The organism is Streptomyces exfoliatus (genome assembly GCF_000725545.1).
In the GTDB taxonomy this organism is placed as follows: Bacteria; Actinomycetota; Actinomycetes; order Streptomycetales; family Streptomycetaceae; genus Streptomyces; species Streptomyces exfoliatus.
The window spans coordinates 59,311-75,852 of record NZ_JNZP01000004.1 but is presented as its reverse complement, the minus strand read 5'-3'; the positions used below and the strand labels follow the sequence as shown (position 1 = coordinate 75,852).

The 16,542-nt window shown below is 71.2% G+C and carries 19 protein-coding genes; 8 read left to right on the top strand and 11 right to left on the bottom strand.

The genetic code is table 11. From position 1 onward, the window contains the following. Positions 1-2 precede the first annotated feature (2 nt). The 5 genes from IO20_RS0106650 to IO20_RS0106630 form a co-directional block, all read right to left on the bottom strand. On the bottom strand, positions 3-1,373 hold the full coding sequence (locus IO20_RS0106650) for an FAD-binding oxidoreductase (protein WP_030550387.1): 1,371 nt from the start codon (positions 1,371-1,373) through the stop codon (positions 3-5). A 78-nt stretch (positions 1,374-1,451) separates the two neighbouring features. After that, positions 1,452-3,215, bottom strand: a complete 1,764-nt coding sequence (locus tag IO20_RS0106645) for a LuxR family transcriptional regulator (protein WP_030550385.1) — start codon at positions 3,213-3,215, stop codon at positions 1,452-1,454. A gap of 69 nt (positions 3,216-3,284) precedes the next feature. Next, positions 3,285-4,655 carry an FAD-dependent oxidoreductase gene (locus IO20_RS0106640; RefSeq protein WP_030550383.1) on the bottom strand — a complete coding sequence of 457 codons (1,371 nt, stop codon included), beginning with the start codon at positions 4,653-4,655 and terminating at the stop codon, positions 3,285-3,287. Positions 4,656-4,801: 146 nt separating this feature from the next. Continuing rightward, positions 4,802-5,617 (bottom strand): hypothetical protein, encoded by an 816-nt coding sequence (locus IO20_RS0106635; RefSeq protein WP_030550382.1) that lies wholly within the window; start codon positions 5,615-5,617, stop codon positions 4,802-4,804. Positions 5,618-5,661: 44 nt separating this feature from the next. Further along, on the bottom strand, positions 5,662-6,534 hold the full coding sequence (locus IO20_RS0106630; protein ID WP_051874484.1) for a helix-turn-helix domain-containing protein: 873 nt from the start codon (positions 6,532-6,534) through the stop codon (positions 5,662-5,664). Positions 6,535-6,666: 132 nt separating this feature from the next. Between IO20_RS0106630 and IO20_RS0106625 the strand changes: the two genes are divergently transcribed. Together IO20_RS0106625 and IO20_RS0106620 are read left to right on the top strand one after the other, a co-directional pair. Next, entirely contained in the window at positions 6,667-6,888 is a 222-nt protein-coding gene (locus IO20_RS0106625; RefSeq protein ID WP_030550378.1) for a hypothetical protein, read from the top strand. Beyond that, on the top strand, positions 6,885-7,106 hold the full coding sequence (locus tag IO20_RS0106620) for a hypothetical protein (RefSeq protein ID WP_030217357.1): 222 nt from the start codon (positions 6,885-6,887) through the stop codon (positions 7,104-7,106). Before IO20_RS0106625 ends, IO20_RS0106620 begins: the two co-directional genes overlap by 4 nt. 9 nt (positions 7,107-7,115) lie before the next feature. Here IO20_RS0106620 and IO20_RS0106615 read toward each other — a convergent pair whose 3' ends face one another. Beyond that, positions 7,116-7,571, bottom strand: coding sequence for a MarR family winged helix-turn-helix transcriptional regulator (locus tag IO20_RS0106615; RefSeq protein ID WP_030550376.1), 456 nt, complete (start codon positions 7,569-7,571; stop codon positions 7,116-7,118). After that, positions 7,568-8,185 (bottom strand): maleylpyruvate isomerase family mycothiol-dependent enzyme, encoded by a 618-nt coding sequence (locus IO20_RS0106610; RefSeq protein ID WP_030550374.1) that lies wholly within the window; start codon positions 8,183-8,185, stop codon positions 7,568-7,570. Before IO20_RS0106610 ends, IO20_RS0106615 begins: the two co-directional genes overlap by 4 nt. Positions 8,186-8,256: 71 nt before the next feature. Here IO20_RS0106610 and IO20_RS0106605 point away from each other — a divergent pair, with 71 nt between their 5' ends. From IO20_RS0106605 to IO20_RS0106590, 4 genes are read left to right on the top strand one after another with little or no spacing between them, the layout of a single operon-like run. Continuing rightward, a complete protein-coding gene (locus IO20_RS0106605) occupies positions 8,257-9,165 on the top strand; it encodes a LysR substrate-binding domain-containing protein (protein WP_030550372.1) in 909 nt (302 codons plus the stop codon). Positions 9,166-9,218: 53 nt separating this feature from the next. Then, a complete protein-coding gene (gene recO / locus IO20_RS0106600) occupies positions 9,219-9,968 on the top strand; it encodes a DNA repair protein RecO (protein ID WP_030550369.1) in 750 nt (249 codons plus the stop codon). 17 nt (positions 9,969-9,985) lie between these two features. Further along, positions 9,986-10,810: an isoprenyl transferase gene (locus IO20_RS0106595; protein WP_030550367.1), complete on the top strand. Its 825-nt coding sequence runs from the start codon at positions 9,986-9,988 to the stop codon at positions 10,808-10,810. Between the two features lie 7 nt (positions 10,811-10,817). Next, entirely contained in the window at positions 10,818-11,330 is a 513-nt protein-coding gene (locus IO20_RS0106590) for a YcxB family protein (RefSeq protein ID WP_030550365.1), read from the top strand. 68 nt (positions 11,331-11,398) lie between these two features. Here the strand turns inward: IO20_RS0106590 and IO20_RS0106585 are convergent, their stop codons facing one another. The 4 genes from IO20_RS0106585 to IO20_RS0106570 all read right to left on the bottom strand — a co-directional run bounded on the left by IO20_RS0106585 (position 11,399) and on the right by IO20_RS0106570 (position 14,601). After that, on the bottom strand, positions 11,399-11,809 hold the full coding sequence (locus IO20_RS0106585) for a Fur family transcriptional regulator (RefSeq protein ID WP_030550363.1): 411 nt from the start codon (positions 11,807-11,809) through the stop codon (positions 11,399-11,401). Between the two features lie 61 nt (positions 11,810-11,870). Further along, complete coding sequence (locus IO20_RS0106580; protein ID WP_030550361.1) at positions 11,871-12,770, bottom strand: metal ABC transporter permease; 900 nt, start codon at positions 12,768-12,770, stop codon at positions 11,871-11,873. A gap of 2 nt (positions 12,771-12,772) precedes the next feature. Further along, positions 12,773-13,546, bottom strand: a complete 774-nt coding sequence (locus tag IO20_RS0106575) for a metal ABC transporter ATP-binding protein (protein ID WP_030550358.1) — start codon at positions 13,544-13,546, stop codon at positions 12,773-12,775. Positions 13,547-13,575: 29 nt separating this feature from the next. Beyond that, a complete protein-coding gene (locus tag IO20_RS0106570; RefSeq protein WP_030550356.1) occupies positions 13,576-14,601 on the bottom strand; it encodes a metal ABC transporter substrate-binding protein in 1,026 nt (341 codons plus the stop codon). Positions 14,602-14,837: 236 nt separating this feature from the next. Between IO20_RS0106570 and IO20_RS0106565 the strand changes: the two genes are divergently transcribed. Both IO20_RS0106565 and IO20_RS0106560 read left to right on the top strand, forming a co-directional pair. Beyond that, on the top strand, positions 14,838-15,056 hold the full coding sequence (locus IO20_RS0106565) for a hypothetical protein (protein WP_157850742.1): 219 nt from the start codon (positions 14,838-14,840) through the stop codon (positions 15,054-15,056). 66 nt (positions 15,057-15,122) lie between these two features. Further along, the gene (locus IO20_RS0106560) at positions 15,123-16,505 is read left to right on the top strand and encodes a glycine--tRNA ligase (RefSeq protein ID WP_030550352.1); all 1,383 of its coding nucleotides are present in this window, start codon (positions 15,123-15,125) and stop codon (positions 16,503-16,505) included. Positions 16,506-16,542: the final 37 nt, after the last annotated feature.

The window sequence follows — 16,542 nt, the reverse complement described above, 5'->3', positions numbered from 1 at the left end:
TCCTAAGGAACGATGTTCTGGTTGAGCCGGAACACGTTCCCGGGGTCGTACCGGCGTTTCACGGTCCGAAGCCGGTCGAAGTTCTGCCGGTAGTTGACCCGCACCCGGTCCTGGTCGTCGGTGTCCATGAAGTTCACGTACCCGCCCTCCTCGGTGTGCGGGCGCAGGGCCCTGTCGTAGTCCCGGGTCCAGGCGATGTTCCGCTCCGTGTCCGCCGCGTCGGTCCAGGTCCCGCCGAAGGAGTGCGAGAAGAAGGCGTCCCGGTAGGCGAACGCGGTGTCCTCCGCGCCCACCCGGTGGCAGGCCCCGTCGATGGGGAAGATCGCCGTGTCCGACTCCAGGGACGGCATGGTCGCGCCGTACTCCATGTGGGCCGCGATGGCCCCGTCCGACATCTCGCGGCTGAAGTTGCCCTTCCAGTAGTGGAAGAGCCCCGGCGGCAGCTGCTCGTCGAAGAGGGTGTTGACGACCGGGTACGGCATGCGCTCCATGAACCGGCCGATCACCGGGCCGAGACCGTCCAGGCGGGCCAGGACCTTGTCGTCCTCCGACGCCGGCCCGCTGTAGCAGGTGAAAGCGGCGCAGATCGGGCGGCCGTGCCAGCGCTCCGGCAGGAACGGTTCCTCCGGGCCGAGCGCCAGGACCAGGATCACGTTCAGCTCCTCGGGGGAGTCCGCGATCAGCTCCGCCCACGCACGGACCACGTCCCCGTCGAGCGGGTAGCAGGTCAGGCCGCCGAAGACGTCCGCGACCGGGTGCAGCCGGTAGGCGAGCGAGGTGGCGACCCCGAAGTTGCCGCCGCCGCCCCGCAGCGCCCAGAACAGGTCCGGGTGCCGCTCGGCGTCACAGGAGACGAGGGCGCCCTCGGCGGTCACCACGTCCGCCGCGACCAGGTTGTCGCAGCTCAGGCCGCAGCGACGGGCCAGGTGACCCATGCCGCCGCCGAGCGTGAGACCGCCGACGCCGGTCGTGGAGATCACCCCGCCGGTGGTGGCCAGCCCGAAGGCGTGGGTGGCGTGGTCGAAGTCGCCCCAGGTGGCGCCGCCCTCCGCCCGCGCGGTACGGGCCTCCGGGTCGACCCGGACACCCCGCATCCGGGACAGGTCGACGACGAGCCCGTCGTCCACGGTGCCGAACCCGGCCACCGAGTGGGAGCCGCCGCGCACGGCGAGCGGCAGGTCGTGCGCCTGGGCGTACAGCACCGCCGCGATCACGTCGGCGGTGTCCACGGCGTGGACGACGACGGCGGGGCGACGGTCGTGCAGGGCGTTGTAGACCCGGCGGGACACGTCGTACGACGGGTCGCCACGGGTCACGACGGTGCCGCGCACGGCACCGCGAAGCGTGTCCAGGGGATCGGTGATGGTGGTCATGTCTCCGGTGTAGCCCCCGGGGCCCGGCGACCGCATCGCCCGAACCACCCATGCCGGCGACGGTCCCGTATGGGCTGTTCAGACCAGACCGTGGGCGTACGCGTAGGCCGTCGCGGCGGCGCGGGAGCCGACGCCCAGCTTGGCGAAGATGTTGTTCAGGTGCCGGGCGACCGTGTGCTCGCTGATCACCAGCGCGCGGGCGATGTCCTTGTTCGTCCCGCCCGACGCGACGAGCCGCAGCACCTCCGCCTCCCTCGCCGTGAGCCCGCCGGGCAGCCGCCGCCGCGCCCCCGCCGAGAGCAGCGCCGCCGCGCGCCGGGCGTCCGGTACGGCCCCGAGCCGCTCGAACACGGCCCGCGCGGTGCCCAGCTCGAGGCGCGCCGCCTCCTCGTCGCCCGCCGCCCGGTCGGCCGCCGCGAGCAGCATCCGTACCTGCGCGGCCTCGTACGGCACCCGGAGCTCCAGCCAGCCGGCGAGCGCCCGCCGCAGCGGCGACAGCGCGTCGGCGGTCCGCCGGGCCAGGGCCACCGAGCCGAGCGCCGTGTCGGCCAGGGCACGCAGCAGCGGTACGTCCCCGGCCAGCGCGTCGAGGTCCGCCGCCGCCTCCGCAGCACCGGACACGTCCCGGACGGCGAGGGCCACCTCCGTACGGGCGGCGAGCAGCCGGGCCAGACCCAGGACGTCGTGGTCGGCTTGGCCCCGGCAGGCAAGGGCCAGGTCGATGCCCGCCACCGCCGCGTCGGCGCGGCCCTGCGCGAGCCGCAGCAGCGCGAGGCCCGGCTGCGGGATCCTGCCCAGCTCGTGGGCGTGCCCGTACGACACGGCGGCCTCGTCCAGGCGGCCCTGGCGCCGCTGGACGTCACCGGCGGCGTAGTAGGCGGCGGCGGCCGACTCCAGGCAGTCCACCGGCACCTCGCGGCAGGCCTGCCGGGCCTCCGCCTCGGCGAGCGCCCAGGCGCCCAGGAGGTCGAGGACCTCGACCCGGTGGGCCCGGCAGACGCCACGGAACGGATTCTCGCCGGAGGGCACGGTCATGGGCAGGGGCGTGGGGGCGGGTGCGAGCGGCGTGGGGGCGGGTGCGCCGGCCGCTTCCGTACGGGCTTCCCGACCGTCCTCCTGCGGGCGGCCCGACCAGGGCGGGGCGCACCATTCCATCGCCGCGTTCGTCCACTCCACCGCCCGGCCGAAGTCGGCCGCGTCCATGCACTGGGTCAGGGCCAGGCAGAACAGCCAGCCCGTGAACACGCCGCTCAGCTCGCCCGCCGACACCGCGCACATCGCGTCGTCGAGGAGGGCGAGGGCCTCGGTCCTGCGGCCCGCCGCGAGGAGGACCCCGGACTCGGCCTGGCGGCTGAGGGCGAGGAGGTCGGGGCTGCCGGAGTCGAGGGCGAGGCCGGTCATCCGGCGGGCGGCGACGAGGGCGGCCTCGTGGTCGCCGCGCGCCTGGGCCTCCTCGGCGTCGCTCCAGGCGAGGAAGCACTGCTCCGGGCAGTCCGGCAGGCCCTCCAGGTGGTGCCGGGCCCGGTGCAGCCAGCCGGCCGCCGCCGCCGGGCGCCCGAGGCCCAGGTACTCGTAGTGCAGCCACCAGGCGGCGAGCCCGGCGCCCCGGTGGTCGTCGGCCGCGAGGTAGCCGGCGTGCGCCCTGAGCCGGGCGGTGACGGACTCGTCGACGTGCCCCGACCACCAGGCGGCGTCGGCGAGCACGGACAGGTCGTCGGCGGTCAGGCCGCGCGAGGGGTGCCTGTCATGGGCGTGGAGCAGCGCGTACGCCTCGGCCCAGGACTCACGGGCCGCCGCGTCCCTGGCTCGCTCGACGGGGTCGATCGTGGTGGGTGCGGACATGGCCGCTCACCCCTTTCCCGGCCCTTTCAGAATAGGTCCGGGGAGGGGTGAGGGCCCGCCGCGCGTCCGCTACTGGATCGCGCCGCTCGCGCGCAGCATGTCCTCGCGCTCGACGATCTTCACGCGCTCGCGGCCCTGCGGCTCGCCGAGCGCCTTCTCGGCGGCGTCCAGGGCGTACCAGCCCTCCCACGTCGTGTACGTGATGCCCTTGCCCTCCAGGAAGGACACGACCGCGTCCGTCTCCGGGGACTCGGGCGTCAGCAGACGGCCGTTCGCGAAGTCGTCCAGGAGGTTCGCGACGGTCTCGTTGGCGTCGCCCTTGGTGTGGCCGATGAGGCCGACCGGGCCGCGCCGGATCCAGCCGGTGCAGTACGTGGAGGCCATGTGCGCGCCACCCTCCTCGATCACGCGACCGCCCTCGTCCGGGACGGTGCCGGAGACGGCGTCCCAGGGGAGCTTGGGCAGCTCGTCGGAGAGGTAGCCGACGGCGCGGTAGACGGCCTGGACGTCCCAGTCGGTGGTGGCGCCGGTGCCCTTGACGTTCCCGGTGCCGTCCAGCTCGGTGCGCTCGGTGCGCAGGCCGACGACCTTGCCGTCCTCGCCGAGGATCTCGACGGGCGACTCGAAGAAGTGCAGGAAGAGCTTGTGCGGGCGGTCGCCGATGTCGCGGATCGCCCAGTTCTCCAGGGTCTTGGCGACCATGTCGGTCTGCTTGTTCTTGCGGCGCTCGGCGATCGAGCCGTCGTCGTAGTCGATGTCCTCGGGGTTGACGATGACCTCGATGGTGGGGGAGTGGTCCAGCTCGCGCAGCTCCATGGGGCTGAACTTCGCCTGGGCCGGGCCACGGCGGCCGAAGACGTGGATCTCCACGGCCTTGTTGGCCTTGAGGCCGTCGTAGACGTTCGCCGGGATCTCGGTCGGCAGCAGCTCGTCGCCGGTCTTGGCGAGGATGCGGGCGATGTCGAGGGCCACGTTGCCGACGCCGAGGACGGCGACCTTCTCCGCTTCGAGCGGCCAGGTGCGCGGGACGTCCGGGTGGCCGTCGTACCAGGAGGCGAAGTCGGCGGCGCCGTACGAACCGTCGAGCTCGACGCCAGGGATGTCCAGCGGGCGGTCGGCCATGGCGCCGGTCGAGAAGACCACGGCGTCGTAGAAGGCGCGCAGGTCGTCCAGGTGGACGTCGGTGCCGTAGTCGACGTTGCCGAACAGGCGGACCTGCGGCTTGTCGAGGACCTGGTGGAGGGCCTTGACGATGCCCTTGATGCGCGGGTGGTCGGGGGCGACGCCGTAGCGGATGAGGCCGAAGGGGGCGGGCATCCGCTCGAAGAGGTCGATGGACACACCCGGCTCGGCGGCGGCCTCGGACTTCAGCAGCGCATCGGCGGCGTAGATTCCGGCGGGGCCGGCGCCGACGATCGCGACCCGGAGGGGGCGGGGCATGACGGGTTTCCCTTCGCAAGCGACATGGCGGCGGAGCCGCCGACACTTAGGCCACCCTAAATAACCCCTGGTATGGATCGGTACCCGCCCCCGGTCTATGGACTCATAAGGCGAACTTATGACTTCCATAAGTCCAGGTGTCGACCTCAGAAATCCCCGATCCCGAGGAGGCTGGTCACGACGAGCGCGATCACCCCGGCGATGAAGAGCAGGCCGATGCCGAGGCTGGCTGCCGCCAGGATGCCGTCGAAGCGCAGCCAGGGGCGCTTGCCGAGGGTGGTCACGCGTCCGGGGTCCTCCGGATCGTAGGCGACCTCGATCGTCCACGCGGCGGCGGTCGAGTTCACGTTGCGCCGCAGTCCGGTGGGGTCCATGTAGCCGAACAGGCCCGGCTCGCCCATGATCCGCTCGGCGACGACGGTGACGCCGTGCTTGCGGATGTGCCACTCCCGGTAGGGGAAGTACGCCACCGCCGAGCCGGCCGCCAGGAACCCGAGTCCCATGAACCCGAACGGGATGATCAGGATGATGGCGCCCGCGTGGCCGGTGACGATCACGAGCGCGCACAGGGCGACGATCGCGAGGGCGCCGTACAGCGTCCACCGCTTGAGCGCGCGCAGGGCCTTCGTGGTGTGCGGGTCGCCGCCCAGGCGGTCTCCCGAGAGGTGCTCCGCGCCGTCGGCGAACTTCCCCTCCGCCGGCAGGGCCGCGTTCACGGCCTCGGCGAACGCGACGGCGGCGGCCTCGTCCACGCCCTCGAAGCGCTGCACGCTCGGCGTCGTCCCCGCCGGGGCCGTCAGCTCGACGGCGACGGCCCGCCCCTCGGCCCGGACGCGCTCGATCGCCTTCAGCGGGATGTGCATCTCCTCGCGGGGGCGGCGCAGGATCAGAGCCTGGCCCTCGGCCCGCAGGAAGGTGCCTTCGGGCCCCTGGAGGCGGGGTATCGGGGAATTGATCGACATGGCCGGGATCGTATGACCGGCCGGCGGCCCACGTCAGCCCTTCGTCACCGGGCGATGCCGGCGACGAAGGCGGACCAGGCGGCGGCGGGGACGATCAGGGCGGGGCCGGTGGGGTTCTTGCTGTCCCGGACGGGGACGACACCGGGGACGTCGTACGAGACTTCGACGCAGTCGCCGCCCTGGCCGTTGCTGTAGGAGCTCTTGAACCAGTGGGCGTTGGTCAGGTCGTACGAGCGCATCGTCCGTAGTCCTCCGCCGCCGACTTGATCAGGTCGAGGGATGAGCTTCAGTGTGCCGGTCATGTAGGCGTGGGCTCCGACTGACCGCGGCAGCACGGTGACGACAGCTGCTCGGCTGCGCACGAGCGCTGCGATGTGGTCGAGCTGTTCGGCCATGGCCGCCGGACCGCCGACAGGGGTGAGCAGGACGTGCTCATGCAGGATCGCCCCATACTCCGGCCTTGTAGCGTCCGTGAGGATCTCTGCTCGGCTGAGTCGGGAGGTCACCTTCTCCGCGAGGTACTCGTCCGTGGCGAACGGGTTCGCAGCGATCGTCAGGGCGCTGGCGTACGACGCCGTCTGCATCAAGCCCTGTACGACCCCCGGCGCGAACTCGCACAACTTCGTCGCCACCGCCTCCAACTCCGCCACCTCGCTGAAATACGAGGCGTACGGCGACTTGTTGATGAGTTTCCGCCACGTGCGTTCGAAAATACCGCCGGTTTGTAGGACTTCGTCGATTCGCATCGCCACATCCAGCTGCGGCTTTCGAATTCCCTGCTCGAACAGTCCGATGTACCCGCCCGAGACGAACACCAGTCCGCCCAGTTCCTCCTGGGTGAGGCCCGCCGCCTCCCTGCGTTCCTTCAGGGCCTCGCCGAAGAACACCCACGCGTCCTGCTGCTTGCCTTTGGCCATGAACTAACTCCCCGACCCTACGCCGCAGTTGTACGGCCTGCGCATCTGCCGATTCTACGGATCCCGACCCACCCTGGAGAGGCGAAGCAGGAAATGGATTCAGAAAGGCATACGTTGGTGAAGGAAGACATCATGAAGACGACCACGGGGACACTCGAAGCCGCACAAGAGGCAGTGGCGGAATTGCGCGAGGCGCTTGCGAGGGCGGGAATCACGCTCCCCTCGCTCGGGCTCGACGTCGTCACCCTCGCCGGAGACCCCCCGAGGCCGCTCGTCGAATTGGGATGCTGCACGGCGGAAACGGCGCGGCTCATCGCCGCAGCCCTACTGCCGGGGGAGGAGAGCCGGTCATGACAGCCGCACTGCCCATCGGGTCGTACGTCGTGGAGATCCGCACCGGGCGGGTCGGGAGAGTGATGGGCCACGAGGGGCCGTACGTCCAGATCCGCCCGCTCGGTGGCGGACGGGAGTGGGACGTGGAGCCCGAGGACGTCCGGGAGGCGACCTCGTCGGAGCGCCTGAGCGCCGCCACGGCGCACGTCAACGCCCGGAGCCGGGGCGAGGTGCCCTGAATCGTCATGTCAGGCCGGTGACACGTCCCCACCGGCGTTGCGGATCATGCGCTGCAGGACCTTCAGGGTGATCAGGTACTCCTCGTCTGGGATACCGGCGTGTACGCGTTCCCGGCTGGCGCGCTGTGTCAGGGCGGCGCGCTGGTGCAGCGCCCTGCCCTCGTCGGTGATCCGGAGCCGGCCGTCCGCCTTCTGGGTGAGCAGGGTCCGCTCCAGCAGGAGGTCGATGTCGGGCGCCAGGCCGGCGCCGACGTCCAGGTTGCCCTGCTGGGCGGTCGTCACCTCGTCCCGGGCGGCACCGTCCTCGCTGTGCAGCACCTGGTGCAGAACCCACCACTGGGGCTGGGTGATCCCGATCGCCGCGAGCCGCCCCCTGACGTAGGCCGACAGGGTCTTGTTCGCGGCCCACGTCCAGTAGCCGATCGGCTGGTTCACCAGCTCCTCGTCCTCGTGCGAGTACGTCATGAGGCTTCCTTCTCGGTCGGTCGGTCGAGCGTGCGTCCGTAGGCGAGCAGCAGGAGTTCCTGGGCGGGGCGGCTCTCCACCCGAGTGCCGGTGCCGGTCCCGTACGACCAGTCCAGGTCCGTGGCCCGCAGGGTGACGCCTTCGAGGTCCGCCTTGAAGAAGTGGATCGTCCGAGGGGTGACGGTCCCCAGCAGGATCCTCAGGCGCTCCTCGGGAACCTGCCGCCCGAGGCCGAGCGGGACGGTGATGTCCAGGCCGTGGATCACGTCGTGGCCGAGGGCCGCCGCCAGGCCGCCCACCGGCGGCTTCCAGGGGTGACGGGCGTTGTCCCGCAGCGCTGCCGCGAGTTCGCGCGGGGAGAGGGCGGCGGCGTCCCGGCGCGCGAGACGGTCGGTCATCCGGTGCAGGTCGCCGCGCGCGCGGGCGAGTTCCAGCGCCGTCCTGCCGAGCGAGTACCGGAACCCCATGCTCATATGGCCGGCGACCTCCCGTACGCGCCAGCCGCCGCACAACGACGGCACGTCCCACTGCTCATCGGTCAGTCCGTCCAGGACGTCCGCCAGTTCGCGCCGCTCGGCCGCGATCTCCGCGCGTATCCCCGCCGTGGTCTCCATGATCGCCAGCGTGCCGAAGCATCTGCCAGAAGTCCAAGACCGGGTACTTCTCCTCACTAGAATCACTGCTTATGGAGCTTCGCCAGCTGCAGTACTTCCTCGCCGTCGTCGAGGAGGCCAACTTCACCCGCGCCGCCGCCCGCCTCCACCTCGCGCAGCCGGGGGTGAGCGCCCAGATCCGGCAGCTGGAGCGGGAGCTCGGGCAGCCGCTGCTCGACCGCTCCGGCCGGACCGTGACCACGACCGCCGTCGGTGAGGCGGTCCTCCCCTTCGCGCGGGCGGCGCTCGCGGCCGTCGAGGGGCTGCGGCGGACCGTGGACGAGTTCGCGGGGCTCGTCCGGGGACAGGTCACGATCGGGCTCGTGTCCGGCGCCGCCGTCGACGAGTTCGACATGGCCGCCGTCCTGGCCGACTTCCACGACGACCACCCGCAGGTGGAGATCTCCCTCACGGAGGACACGTCGGAGCGGATGCTCGCCGCCCTGAACCGGGGCGAACTCGACCTCGCCGTGATCGGCCTCGCCGACGAGGAGCCCCCGCAGGGCGTCGCCCTCCAGGTCCTCGTCGACATGCCCCTGGTCGCCGCCATGGCCCCGGACGACCCTCTGCTCGCCTCCGGGGGCCGCACGGCCCTTCCTCTGGCCGCGCTCGACGGCCGTCCCCTCATCAGCCTCCCGCGCGGCACCGGCCTGCGCGGTGTGCTGGAGCGCGCCTGTGCGCGGGCGGGTTTCCGGCCCCACGTCGCCTTCGAGGCCGCCGCGCCGCAGCTCCTGGCGCGGCTCGCGGCCCGCGGCCTCGGCGTCGCCGTCCTCCCGGAGCTCCCGCCCGGAGCGGCGGCCGAGCTGGGTCTCCGTACCCTTCCCCTCACCGCCCCGGAGCTCCGCGGCCGGGTCGCCCTCGCCTGGCCGGCGGACGGCCCCGCCGCTCCGGCGGCCGCGGCCCTCCTCGCCCGTATGCGGAAAGCGTTCCCGGAAGTCTGACCGGATGTCCGGCCTGCGGTCGGCGCGCCCCCGCCGTACGGGAGAATGGGCCCATGAGTCTGTTCCGCGACGACGGCATCGTGCTGCGCACCCAGAAGCTGGGTGAAGCGGACCGCATCATCACCCTCCTCACGCGCGGTCACGGGCGCGTACGCGCCGTGGCGCGCGGGGTGCGGCGGACGAAGTCGAAGTTCGGGGCCCGGCTCGAACCGTTCTCGCACGTGGACGTGCAGTTCTTCGCCCGGGGCAGCGAGCTGGTCGGGCGCGGCCTTCCGCTCTGCACCCAGAGCGAGACCATCGCCGCGTACGGCAGCGGCATCGTCACCGACTACGCCCGCTACACCGCCGGCACCGCCATGCTGGAGACGGCCGAGCGGTTCACCGACCACGAGGGCGAGCCCGCCGTGCAGCAGTACCTGCTGCTCGTCGGGGGCCTGCGGACGCTCGCCAGGGGCGAGCACGCCCCCCACCTCATCCTGGACGCCTTCCTGCTGCGCTCGCTCGCCGTGAACGGCTACGCCCCCAGCTTCGACGACTGTGCGAAATGCGGACTCCACGGCCCCAACCGGTTCTTCTCGGTCGCGGCGGGCGGCGTCATATGCGGCGACTGCCGGGTGCCCGGAAGCGTCGTACCCTCCTCGGAGGCCGTAGGCCTGCTCAGCGCGCTGCTCACCGGCGACTGGGCGACGGCGGACGCGTGCGAGCCGCGTCACGTCAGGGAGGGCAGCGGACTCGTGTCCGCCTATCTGCACTGGCACCTGGAGCGCGGCCTGCGCTCCCTGCGGTACGTCGAGAAAAGCTAGGTAGGAGAGACCACGTCATGGCCATCGCACGACTGCTCGGTCGCCAGCGCCGGGAGTACAGCACCCCCGAGCCGCACCCGTCCGGCGCCCGTCCGCCGAAGCTCCAGCCCGAGTTCGTCCCGGAGCACGTCGCGATCGTCATGGACGGCAACGGCCGCTGGGCCAAGGAGCGCGGCCTGCCCCGCACCGAGGGGCACAAGGTCGGCGCCGAGCAGGTGCTCGACGTGCTCCAGGGCGCGCTCGAGATGGGTGTGGGCGCGATCTCGCTGTACGCCTTCTCCACCGAGAACTGGAAGCGCTCGCCCGAAGAAGTGCGCTTCCTGATGAACTTCAACCGCGACTTCATCCGCAAGACCCGCGACCAGCTCGACGAGCTCGGCATCCGGGTGCGCTGGGTCGGCCGGATGCCCAAGCTGTGGAAGTCGGTCGCCAAGGAGCTCCAGGTCGCCCAGGAGCAGACCAAGGACAACACCAAGCTGACGCTGTACTTCTGCATGAACTACGGCGGACGCGCGGAGCTCACGGACGCGGCGCAGGCCCTCGCGGAGGACGTGAAGGCGGGCCGGCTCGACCCGGCGAAGATCACCGAGAAGACCATCCAGAAGTACCTCTACTACCCGGACATGCCGGACGTGGACCTCTTCCTGCGGCCCAGCGGCGAGCAGCGCACCTCCAACTACCTGATCTGGCAGAGCGCGTACGCCGAGATGGTCTTCCAGGACGTGCTGTGGCCGGACTTCGACCGCCGCGACCTGTGGCGCGCCTGCGTCGAGTACGCCCAGCGCGACCGGCGCTTCGGCGGCGTCGACCCGGCCGACATGGCCGTCCTCGACAAGGCCTGAGGCCGCCGTGGGGGAGGGGGTGGAGCTCGTCTACTCGGCAGAGTTGGCCGAGGTGAACGAGGCGGTACGGGTCCGGCTGCGGGCCACCCGCTGGTGGCGGCTGCTGCGGTGGACCGCGCGCGGTGCCTGTGCGCTGTCGGTCCTGGTCGCAGGGTTCGCCCTGGTGTCAGGGGACCCGGCCGAGGCGGTCCTCCTGGCGTTCCTCGGCCTGGTGGCCGTGGCCGCCGCCGAGCTGGTTCCCTGGGCGACGGCCCAGAGCCTCTTCCGGCTGATCGGGTCCCAGGGCGAGGCCCGGGCGGTCGTGGGCGAGGACGGCGGGCGGTGGACGTCGCGGGACACCGACACGACGATCCGGTGGGCGCTGCTGACCCGGTACGTGGAGACGCCCCGGCTCTTCGTCCTGTTCACGGACCGCACGTCCGGCACCGGCCTCGCCTACCTGCCCAAGCGCGGGCTCGCCGACCCGGCCGACGCGGACCGGCTGCGGGCGATCCTGGACCGGAACACCGTACGGGTGTGACATACGGGTGTGACATGCGAGTGGGCCCGCACCGGATGATTCCGGTGCGGGCCCACTCGCATGTCAGGTCACTTCTCCGCGCAGTCCGCGCACGTGCCGAAGATCTCGACCGTGTGCGCCACGTTCACGAAGCCGTGTTCCGAGGCGATCGCCTCGGCCCACTGCTCCACCATCGGGCCCTCCACCTCGACGGCCTTGCCGCAGACGCGGCAGACCAGGTGGTGGTGGTGGTCGCCGGTCGAGCAGCGGCGGTACACCGTCTCGCCGTCGCTGGTGCGCAGCGCGTCCACCTCGCCCGCGTCCGCGAGGGACTGGAGCGTGCGGTAGACGGTGGTGAGGCCGACCGAGTCGCCGCGGTGCTTGAGCATGTCGTGCAGCTCCTGGGCGCTGCGGAACTCGTCCACCTCGTTCAGGGCCGCCGAAACGGCGGCCCGCTGCTTGGTCGAGCGGCCTCGTACGGGGGGTCCTGCCGTCACCACGGGGGCCTCCTTGAATGCTTGTCTGCCCCCGCCATTCTGCCAGTCCCCCGTGTGTCCCAGATCAGAGCACCTTCACGTCGTCCTTCGGCTGCCGGGTGGTGGGCACGCAGCGGGCGTCGCAGTCCGCCGCGGCCTGCTCCGCGGCCCGGGCCCGCCGCCGGGCGAGCGGGGCGGCGAGCAGGGTCAGGACGACGAAGATCCCGATCGCGTACAGGACGATCGTCGCGCCGGGCGGGACGTCCTGGTAGTACGAGGTGACCGTGCCCGCCAGGGTGACCGTGACGCCGGTCGCCACCGCGAGGACGAAGGTCGCCCGGAACGACTTCGACAGCTGCTGGGCCGCCGCCACCGGAACCACCATGAGCGCGCTGACCAGCAGCAGGCCCACGACCCGCATCGCGACCGTGACCGTCACCGCGGCCGTGACCGCGATCAGCAGGTTCAGGGCGCGCACCGGCAGGCCGGTGACCCGGGCGAACTCCTCGTCCTGGCTGATCGCGAAGAGCTGCCGGCGCAGGCCGACGGTGACCAGGACCACGAAGGCGGCCAGGATGCTGATCGCGGTCACGTCCTCGGTGGAGACCGTGGAGAGCGAGCCGAAGAGGTACGAGGTCAGGTTGGCGTTGGAGCCGGTCGGCGACAGGTTGATCAGCAGGACGCCGCCGGCCATGCCGCCGTAGAAGAGCAGGGCGAGCGCGAGGTCGCCGCGGGTCTTCCCGTACGCCCGGATCAGTTCCATCGCGACGGAGCCCGCGACGGCGACGAGGGTCGCCATCCAGACCGGGTTGGAGTTCAGCAGGAAGCCGAGGCCGACACCGGTCATGGCGACGTGGCCGATGCCGTCGCCCATCAGGGCCTGGCGGCGCTGGACGAGGTAGATGCCGACGGCGGGGGCGGTGATGCCGACGAGGACGGCCGCGAGGAGCGCCCGCTGCATGAAGGCAGGTTCGAGGAAGTCCATGGTCAGGTCAGCAGTCCCGTGCGGAGCGGCTCGTCGGCCGCGTGGGGGTGGACGTGGTCGTGGCCCGGCAGGGCGTGCTGGCCGAGCGCCTCGGGCGGTGGGCCGTCGTGGACGACACAGCCGTCGCGGAGCACGACCGCGCGGTCGATGAGCGGTTCGAGGGCGCCCAGCTCGTGCAGGACGAGGAGGACGGAGGTGCCCTCGGCGACCTGCTCGCGCAGGGTCGCCGCGAGGATCTCCTGGCTTCCGAGGTCCACGCCGGCCATCGGCTCGTCCATGATCAGCAGGTCGGGCTCGGAGGCGAGCGCGCGGGCGATCAGGACCCGCTGGTGCTGGCCGCCGGAGAGGGCGGTGACGGAGTCCTTGGCGCGGTCGGCGAGGCCGACGAGCTCCATGGCCCGCTCGACGGCGGCCCGGTCCTCCTTCGTCGTCCAGCCGAACCTGCGGCGCGCGAGCCGGCCCGCTGAGACGACCTCGCGGACCGTGGCGGGGACACCGCTGGCCGCGGTCGTGCGCTGCGGTACGTAGCCGACGCGGGCCCAGTCGCGGAACCGCTTCTGCTCCGTGCCGAACAGCTCGATCCGGCCGCCGGTCAGCGGCACCTGGCCTATGACGGAGCGGACGGCGGTGGACTTGCCGGAGCCGTTGGCGCCGAGCAGGGCGACGACCTCACCGTGGTGGACGGTGAGGTCGACGCCCCGGAGGACGGGCCGGGCGCCGAGGGCCGCCGTGGCTCCGCGGACGGATATGACGGGGGCTGGTTCCGGCGCTGCCATGGCTCGTACCTCCTGCTGTGGTGCTGCGGTCACTTGGCGCCGAGGGCCTTCTTCAGCGCGGCGAGGTTGGACTGCATGACCTCGATGTAGTCATCGCCCTGGGACGTGTCCGTGATTCCCTCGAGCGGGTCGAGCACGTCGGTCTTGAGACCGGTGTCCGAGGCGAGGGTCTTGGCGGTCTTGTCGCTGGCGAGGGTCTCGAAGAAGACGGTGGTGACCTTCTCCTTCTTCGCCTTGTCCTGGAGTTCCTTGATCCGGGCGGGGCTCGGCTCGGACTCGGGGTCCATGCCGGAGATGCCCTCCTGGTCCAGGCCGTACCGCTCGGCGAGGTAGCCGAAGGCGGAGTGGGTGGTGATGAAGGTCTTCGTCGTGGTGTTCTTCAGACCGTTCGTGAACTCGGTGTTCAGGTCGCCGAGCTTCTTGACCAGCGCGTCGGTGTTCTTCTTGTAGTCGGCGGCGTGGTCCGGGTCGGCCTTCTCCAGGGCGGTGCCGACACCCTTGGCGACCTCGGCGTACTTCACGGGGTCGAGCCAGACGTGCGGGTCGGCGCCGGCCTCGGAGCCGTGGTCGTGGCCCGCCTCCTCTTCCGCGTGGCCCTCGCCGGCGTGCTCGGCGTGCTCCTCGGCGGTCTCGCCCTCGTGGCCCGCCTCGCCCTCGTGGCCGCCGGTCCCGGTGCCGTGGGCTTCGAGCTTCGTGAGGGTGACGGCGTCGACGGTGTTCTTGACGCCGGCCTGGGCGATGGCCTCGTCGACGGCGGGCTGGATGCCCTTGAGGTAGAGGATGACGTCGGCCTCGCCGAGCTCGCCGATCTGCTTCGGCTTGAGCTCCAGGTCGTGGGGTTCGACGCCGGGCTTGGTGAGCGTGTCGACGGCGACGTGGTCGCCGCCTATCTGCTCGGCCAGGTACTGCATGGGGTAGAAGGAGGCCACCACGTCCAGCTTGCCGCCGCTGTCCTTGCCCGCCGCGTCGGAGGTTCCGCAGGCGGAGAGGGAGACGAGGCCGAGCGTGACGGCTCCGGCGAGGGCGGTGCTGGGTATCAGGCGACGTACGTTCATGACACTCATTTTCAACAAAACTGGAAACGATTGTCAATTGTCGGACGTGTGTTCCGCCGCACTACAGTGCGGGCCCACTGTGCCGGGCATCGACTGGGGCTCCCCCGCCCTCGGAGCCGTGGGTGGGGACGGCCTCCGCGCCTGGGCCGCGAAACGCTTCACCCGCGCCGACGCCGTGGCTCGCGCCGTTCGGCCCCGGCGTCGTCCACGCCGCCCTCGCCGCGTACCCCTCTCTGATGCACTGGACCGAGGGCCACGCGCACGGGGTGCGCTGGCATCGAGTCGTGGGGCTCGGGATCCTTCCCTCCGGGGCGCGGCGGCTCTTCGGGGAGAACGGCGCCTGTATCGAATTCGCGGCAGACTGGTACAAGTCGGGGCGCGACCTGGTCAGCGCCGTCGACAGCCGCGTACCGGCCGCCCTCCACTTCCCGATGGACGAGGTCGAACCGATTTGATTCCGGCCCCGCGGGCGCCGGTAACCTGTGGCATTCGCACTTCGTCGTCGTAATGAAGAGAGCACCGTGGCCGCCGACAAGATCGACACCATCGTCAGCCTGAGCAAGCGCCGTGGCTTCGTCTACCCGTGCAGTGAGATCTACGGCGGCCAGAAGGCCGCCTGGGACTACGGACCGCTGGGTGTCGAACTCAAGGAGAACATCAAGCGTCAGTGGTGGCGTTACATGGTCACCGCGCGCGAGGACGTCGTCGGCATCGACTCGTCGGTCATCCTGGCCACCGAGGTCTGGGAGGCCTCCGGTCACGTCGCCACCTTCACCGACCCGCTGACCGAGTGCACCTCCTGCCACAAGCGTTACCGCGCCGACCACCTGGAGGAGGCGTACGAGGAGAAGCACGGCCGTCTCCCCGAGAACGGCTTCGCCGACCTCAACTGCCCCAACTGCGGCAACAAGGGCACCTTCACGGAGCCCAAGCAGTTCTCCGGCCTGCTCTCCACCCACCTCGGCCCGACCCAGGACACGGGCTCCGTCGCCTACCTGCGTCCCGAGACCGCGCAGGGCATCTTCACCAACTTCGGTCAGGTGCAGCAGACCTCGCGCAAGAAGCCGCCGTTCGGCATCGGCCAGATGGGCAAGTCCTTCCGGAACGAGATCACTCCGGGCAACTTCATCTTCCGCACCCGCGAGTTCGAGCAGATGGAGATGGAGTTCTTCGTCAAGCCGGGCGAGGACGAGCAGTGGCAGGAATACTGGATGGAGCAGCGCTGGAACTGGTACACGGGCCTGGGTCTCCGTGAGGAGAACATGCGCTGGTTCGAGCACCCGAAGGAGAAGCTCTCCCACTACTCGAAGCGCACCGCCGACATCGAGTACCGCTTCTCGTTCGGCGGCAGCGAGTGGGGCGAGCTCGAGGGCGTCGCCAACCGCACCGACTACGACCTGAACGCGCACTCCAAGGCCTCCGGCGCCAACCTGACCTACCTGGACCAGGAGACCGGCGAGCGCTACACGCCGTACGTCATCGAGCCCGCCGCCGGTGTCGGCCGCGCGATGCTGGCCTTCCTGCTCGACGCGTACAACGAGGACGAGGCCCCCAACGCCAAGGGCGTCATGGAGAAGCGCACCGTCCTGCGCCTCGACCACCGCCTGGCCCCGGTCAAGGTCGCCGTCCTGCCGCTGTCCCGCAACCCGCAGCTCTCCCCGAAGGCCAAGGGCCTGGCGGCGGACCTGCGCCAGAACTGGAACATCGAGTTCGACGACGCCGGCGCCATCGGCCGCCGCTACCGTCGCCAGGACGAGATCGGCACCCCGTTCTGCGTCACCGTCGACTTCGACACCCTCGACGACAACGCGGTGACCGTGCGCGAGCGCGACACCATGAAGCAGGAGCGCGTCTCCCTCGACCAGATCCAGGGCTACCTGGGCAGCCGCCTGCTCGGCTGCTGAGTCCGTTCGTGCGCTGAGTCCGTTCGCGCGTACGGCG

What these genes read in the sequence shown, in the direction of transcription:
- IO20_RS0106650 (WP_030550387.1), bottom strand. Translation starts at nt 1,373, where the DNA reads ATGACCACCATCACCGATCCCCTGGACACGCTTCGCGGTGCCGTGCGC.
- IO20_RS0106580 (WP_030550361.1), bottom strand. Translation starts at nt 12,770, where the DNA reads ATGGACTTCCTCGAACCTGCCTTCATGCAGCGGGCGCTCCTCGCGGCC.
- IO20_RS0106635 (WP_030550382.1), bottom strand. Translation starts at nt 5,617, where the DNA reads ATGTCGATCAATTCCCCGATACCCCGCCTCCAGGGGCCCGAAGGCACC.
- IO20_RS0106615 (WP_030550376.1), bottom strand. Translation starts at nt 7,571, where the DNA reads ATGACGTACTCGCACGAGGACGAGGAGCTGGTGAACCAGCCGATCGGC.
- IO20_RS0106630 (WP_051874484.1), bottom strand. Translation starts at nt 6,534, where the DNA reads ATGGCCAAAGGCAAGCAGCAGGACGCGTGGGTGTTCTTCGGCGAGGCC.
- IO20_RS0106565 (WP_157850742.1), top strand. Translation starts at nt 14,838, where the DNA reads ATGCACTGGACCGAGGGCCACGCGCACGGGGTGCGCTGGCATCGAGTC.
- recO (WP_030550369.1), top strand. Translation starts at nt 9,219, where the DNA reads ATGAGTCTGTTCCGCGACGACGGCATCGTGCTGCGCACCCAGAAGCTG.
- IO20_RS0106620 (WP_030217357.1), top strand. Translation starts at nt 6,885, where the DNA reads ATGACAGCCGCACTGCCCATCGGGTCGTACGTCGTGGAGATCCGCACC.
- IO20_RS0106640 (WP_030550383.1), bottom strand. Translation starts at nt 4,655, where the DNA reads ATGCCCCGCCCCCTCCGGGTCGCGATCGTCGGCGCCGGCCCCGCCGGA.
- IO20_RS0106625 (WP_030550378.1), top strand. Translation starts at nt 6,667, where the DNA reads ATGAAGACGACCACGGGGACACTCGAAGCCGCACAAGAGGCAGTGGCG.
- IO20_RS0106610 (WP_030550374.1), bottom strand. Translation starts at nt 8,185, where the DNA reads ATGGAGACCACGGCGGGGATACGCGCGGAGATCGCGGCCGAGCGGCGC.
- IO20_RS0106575 (WP_030550358.1), bottom strand. Translation starts at nt 13,546, where the DNA reads ATGGCAGCGCCGGAACCAGCCCCCGTCATATCCGTCCGCGGAGCCACG.
- IO20_RS0106605 (WP_030550372.1), top strand. Translation starts at nt 8,257, where the DNA reads ATGGAGCTTCGCCAGCTGCAGTACTTCCTCGCCGTCGTCGAGGAGGCC.
- IO20_RS0106595 (WP_030550367.1), top strand. Translation starts at nt 9,986, where the DNA reads ATGGCCATCGCACGACTGCTCGGTCGCCAGCGCCGGGAGTACAGCACC.
- IO20_RS0106570 (WP_030550356.1), bottom strand. Translation starts at nt 14,601, where the DNA reads ATGAACGTACGTCGCCTGATACCCAGCACCGCCCTCGCCGGAGCCGTC.
- IO20_RS0106645 (WP_030550385.1), bottom strand. Translation starts at nt 3,215, where the DNA reads ATGTCCGCACCCACCACGATCGACCCCGTCGAGCGAGCCAGGGACGCG.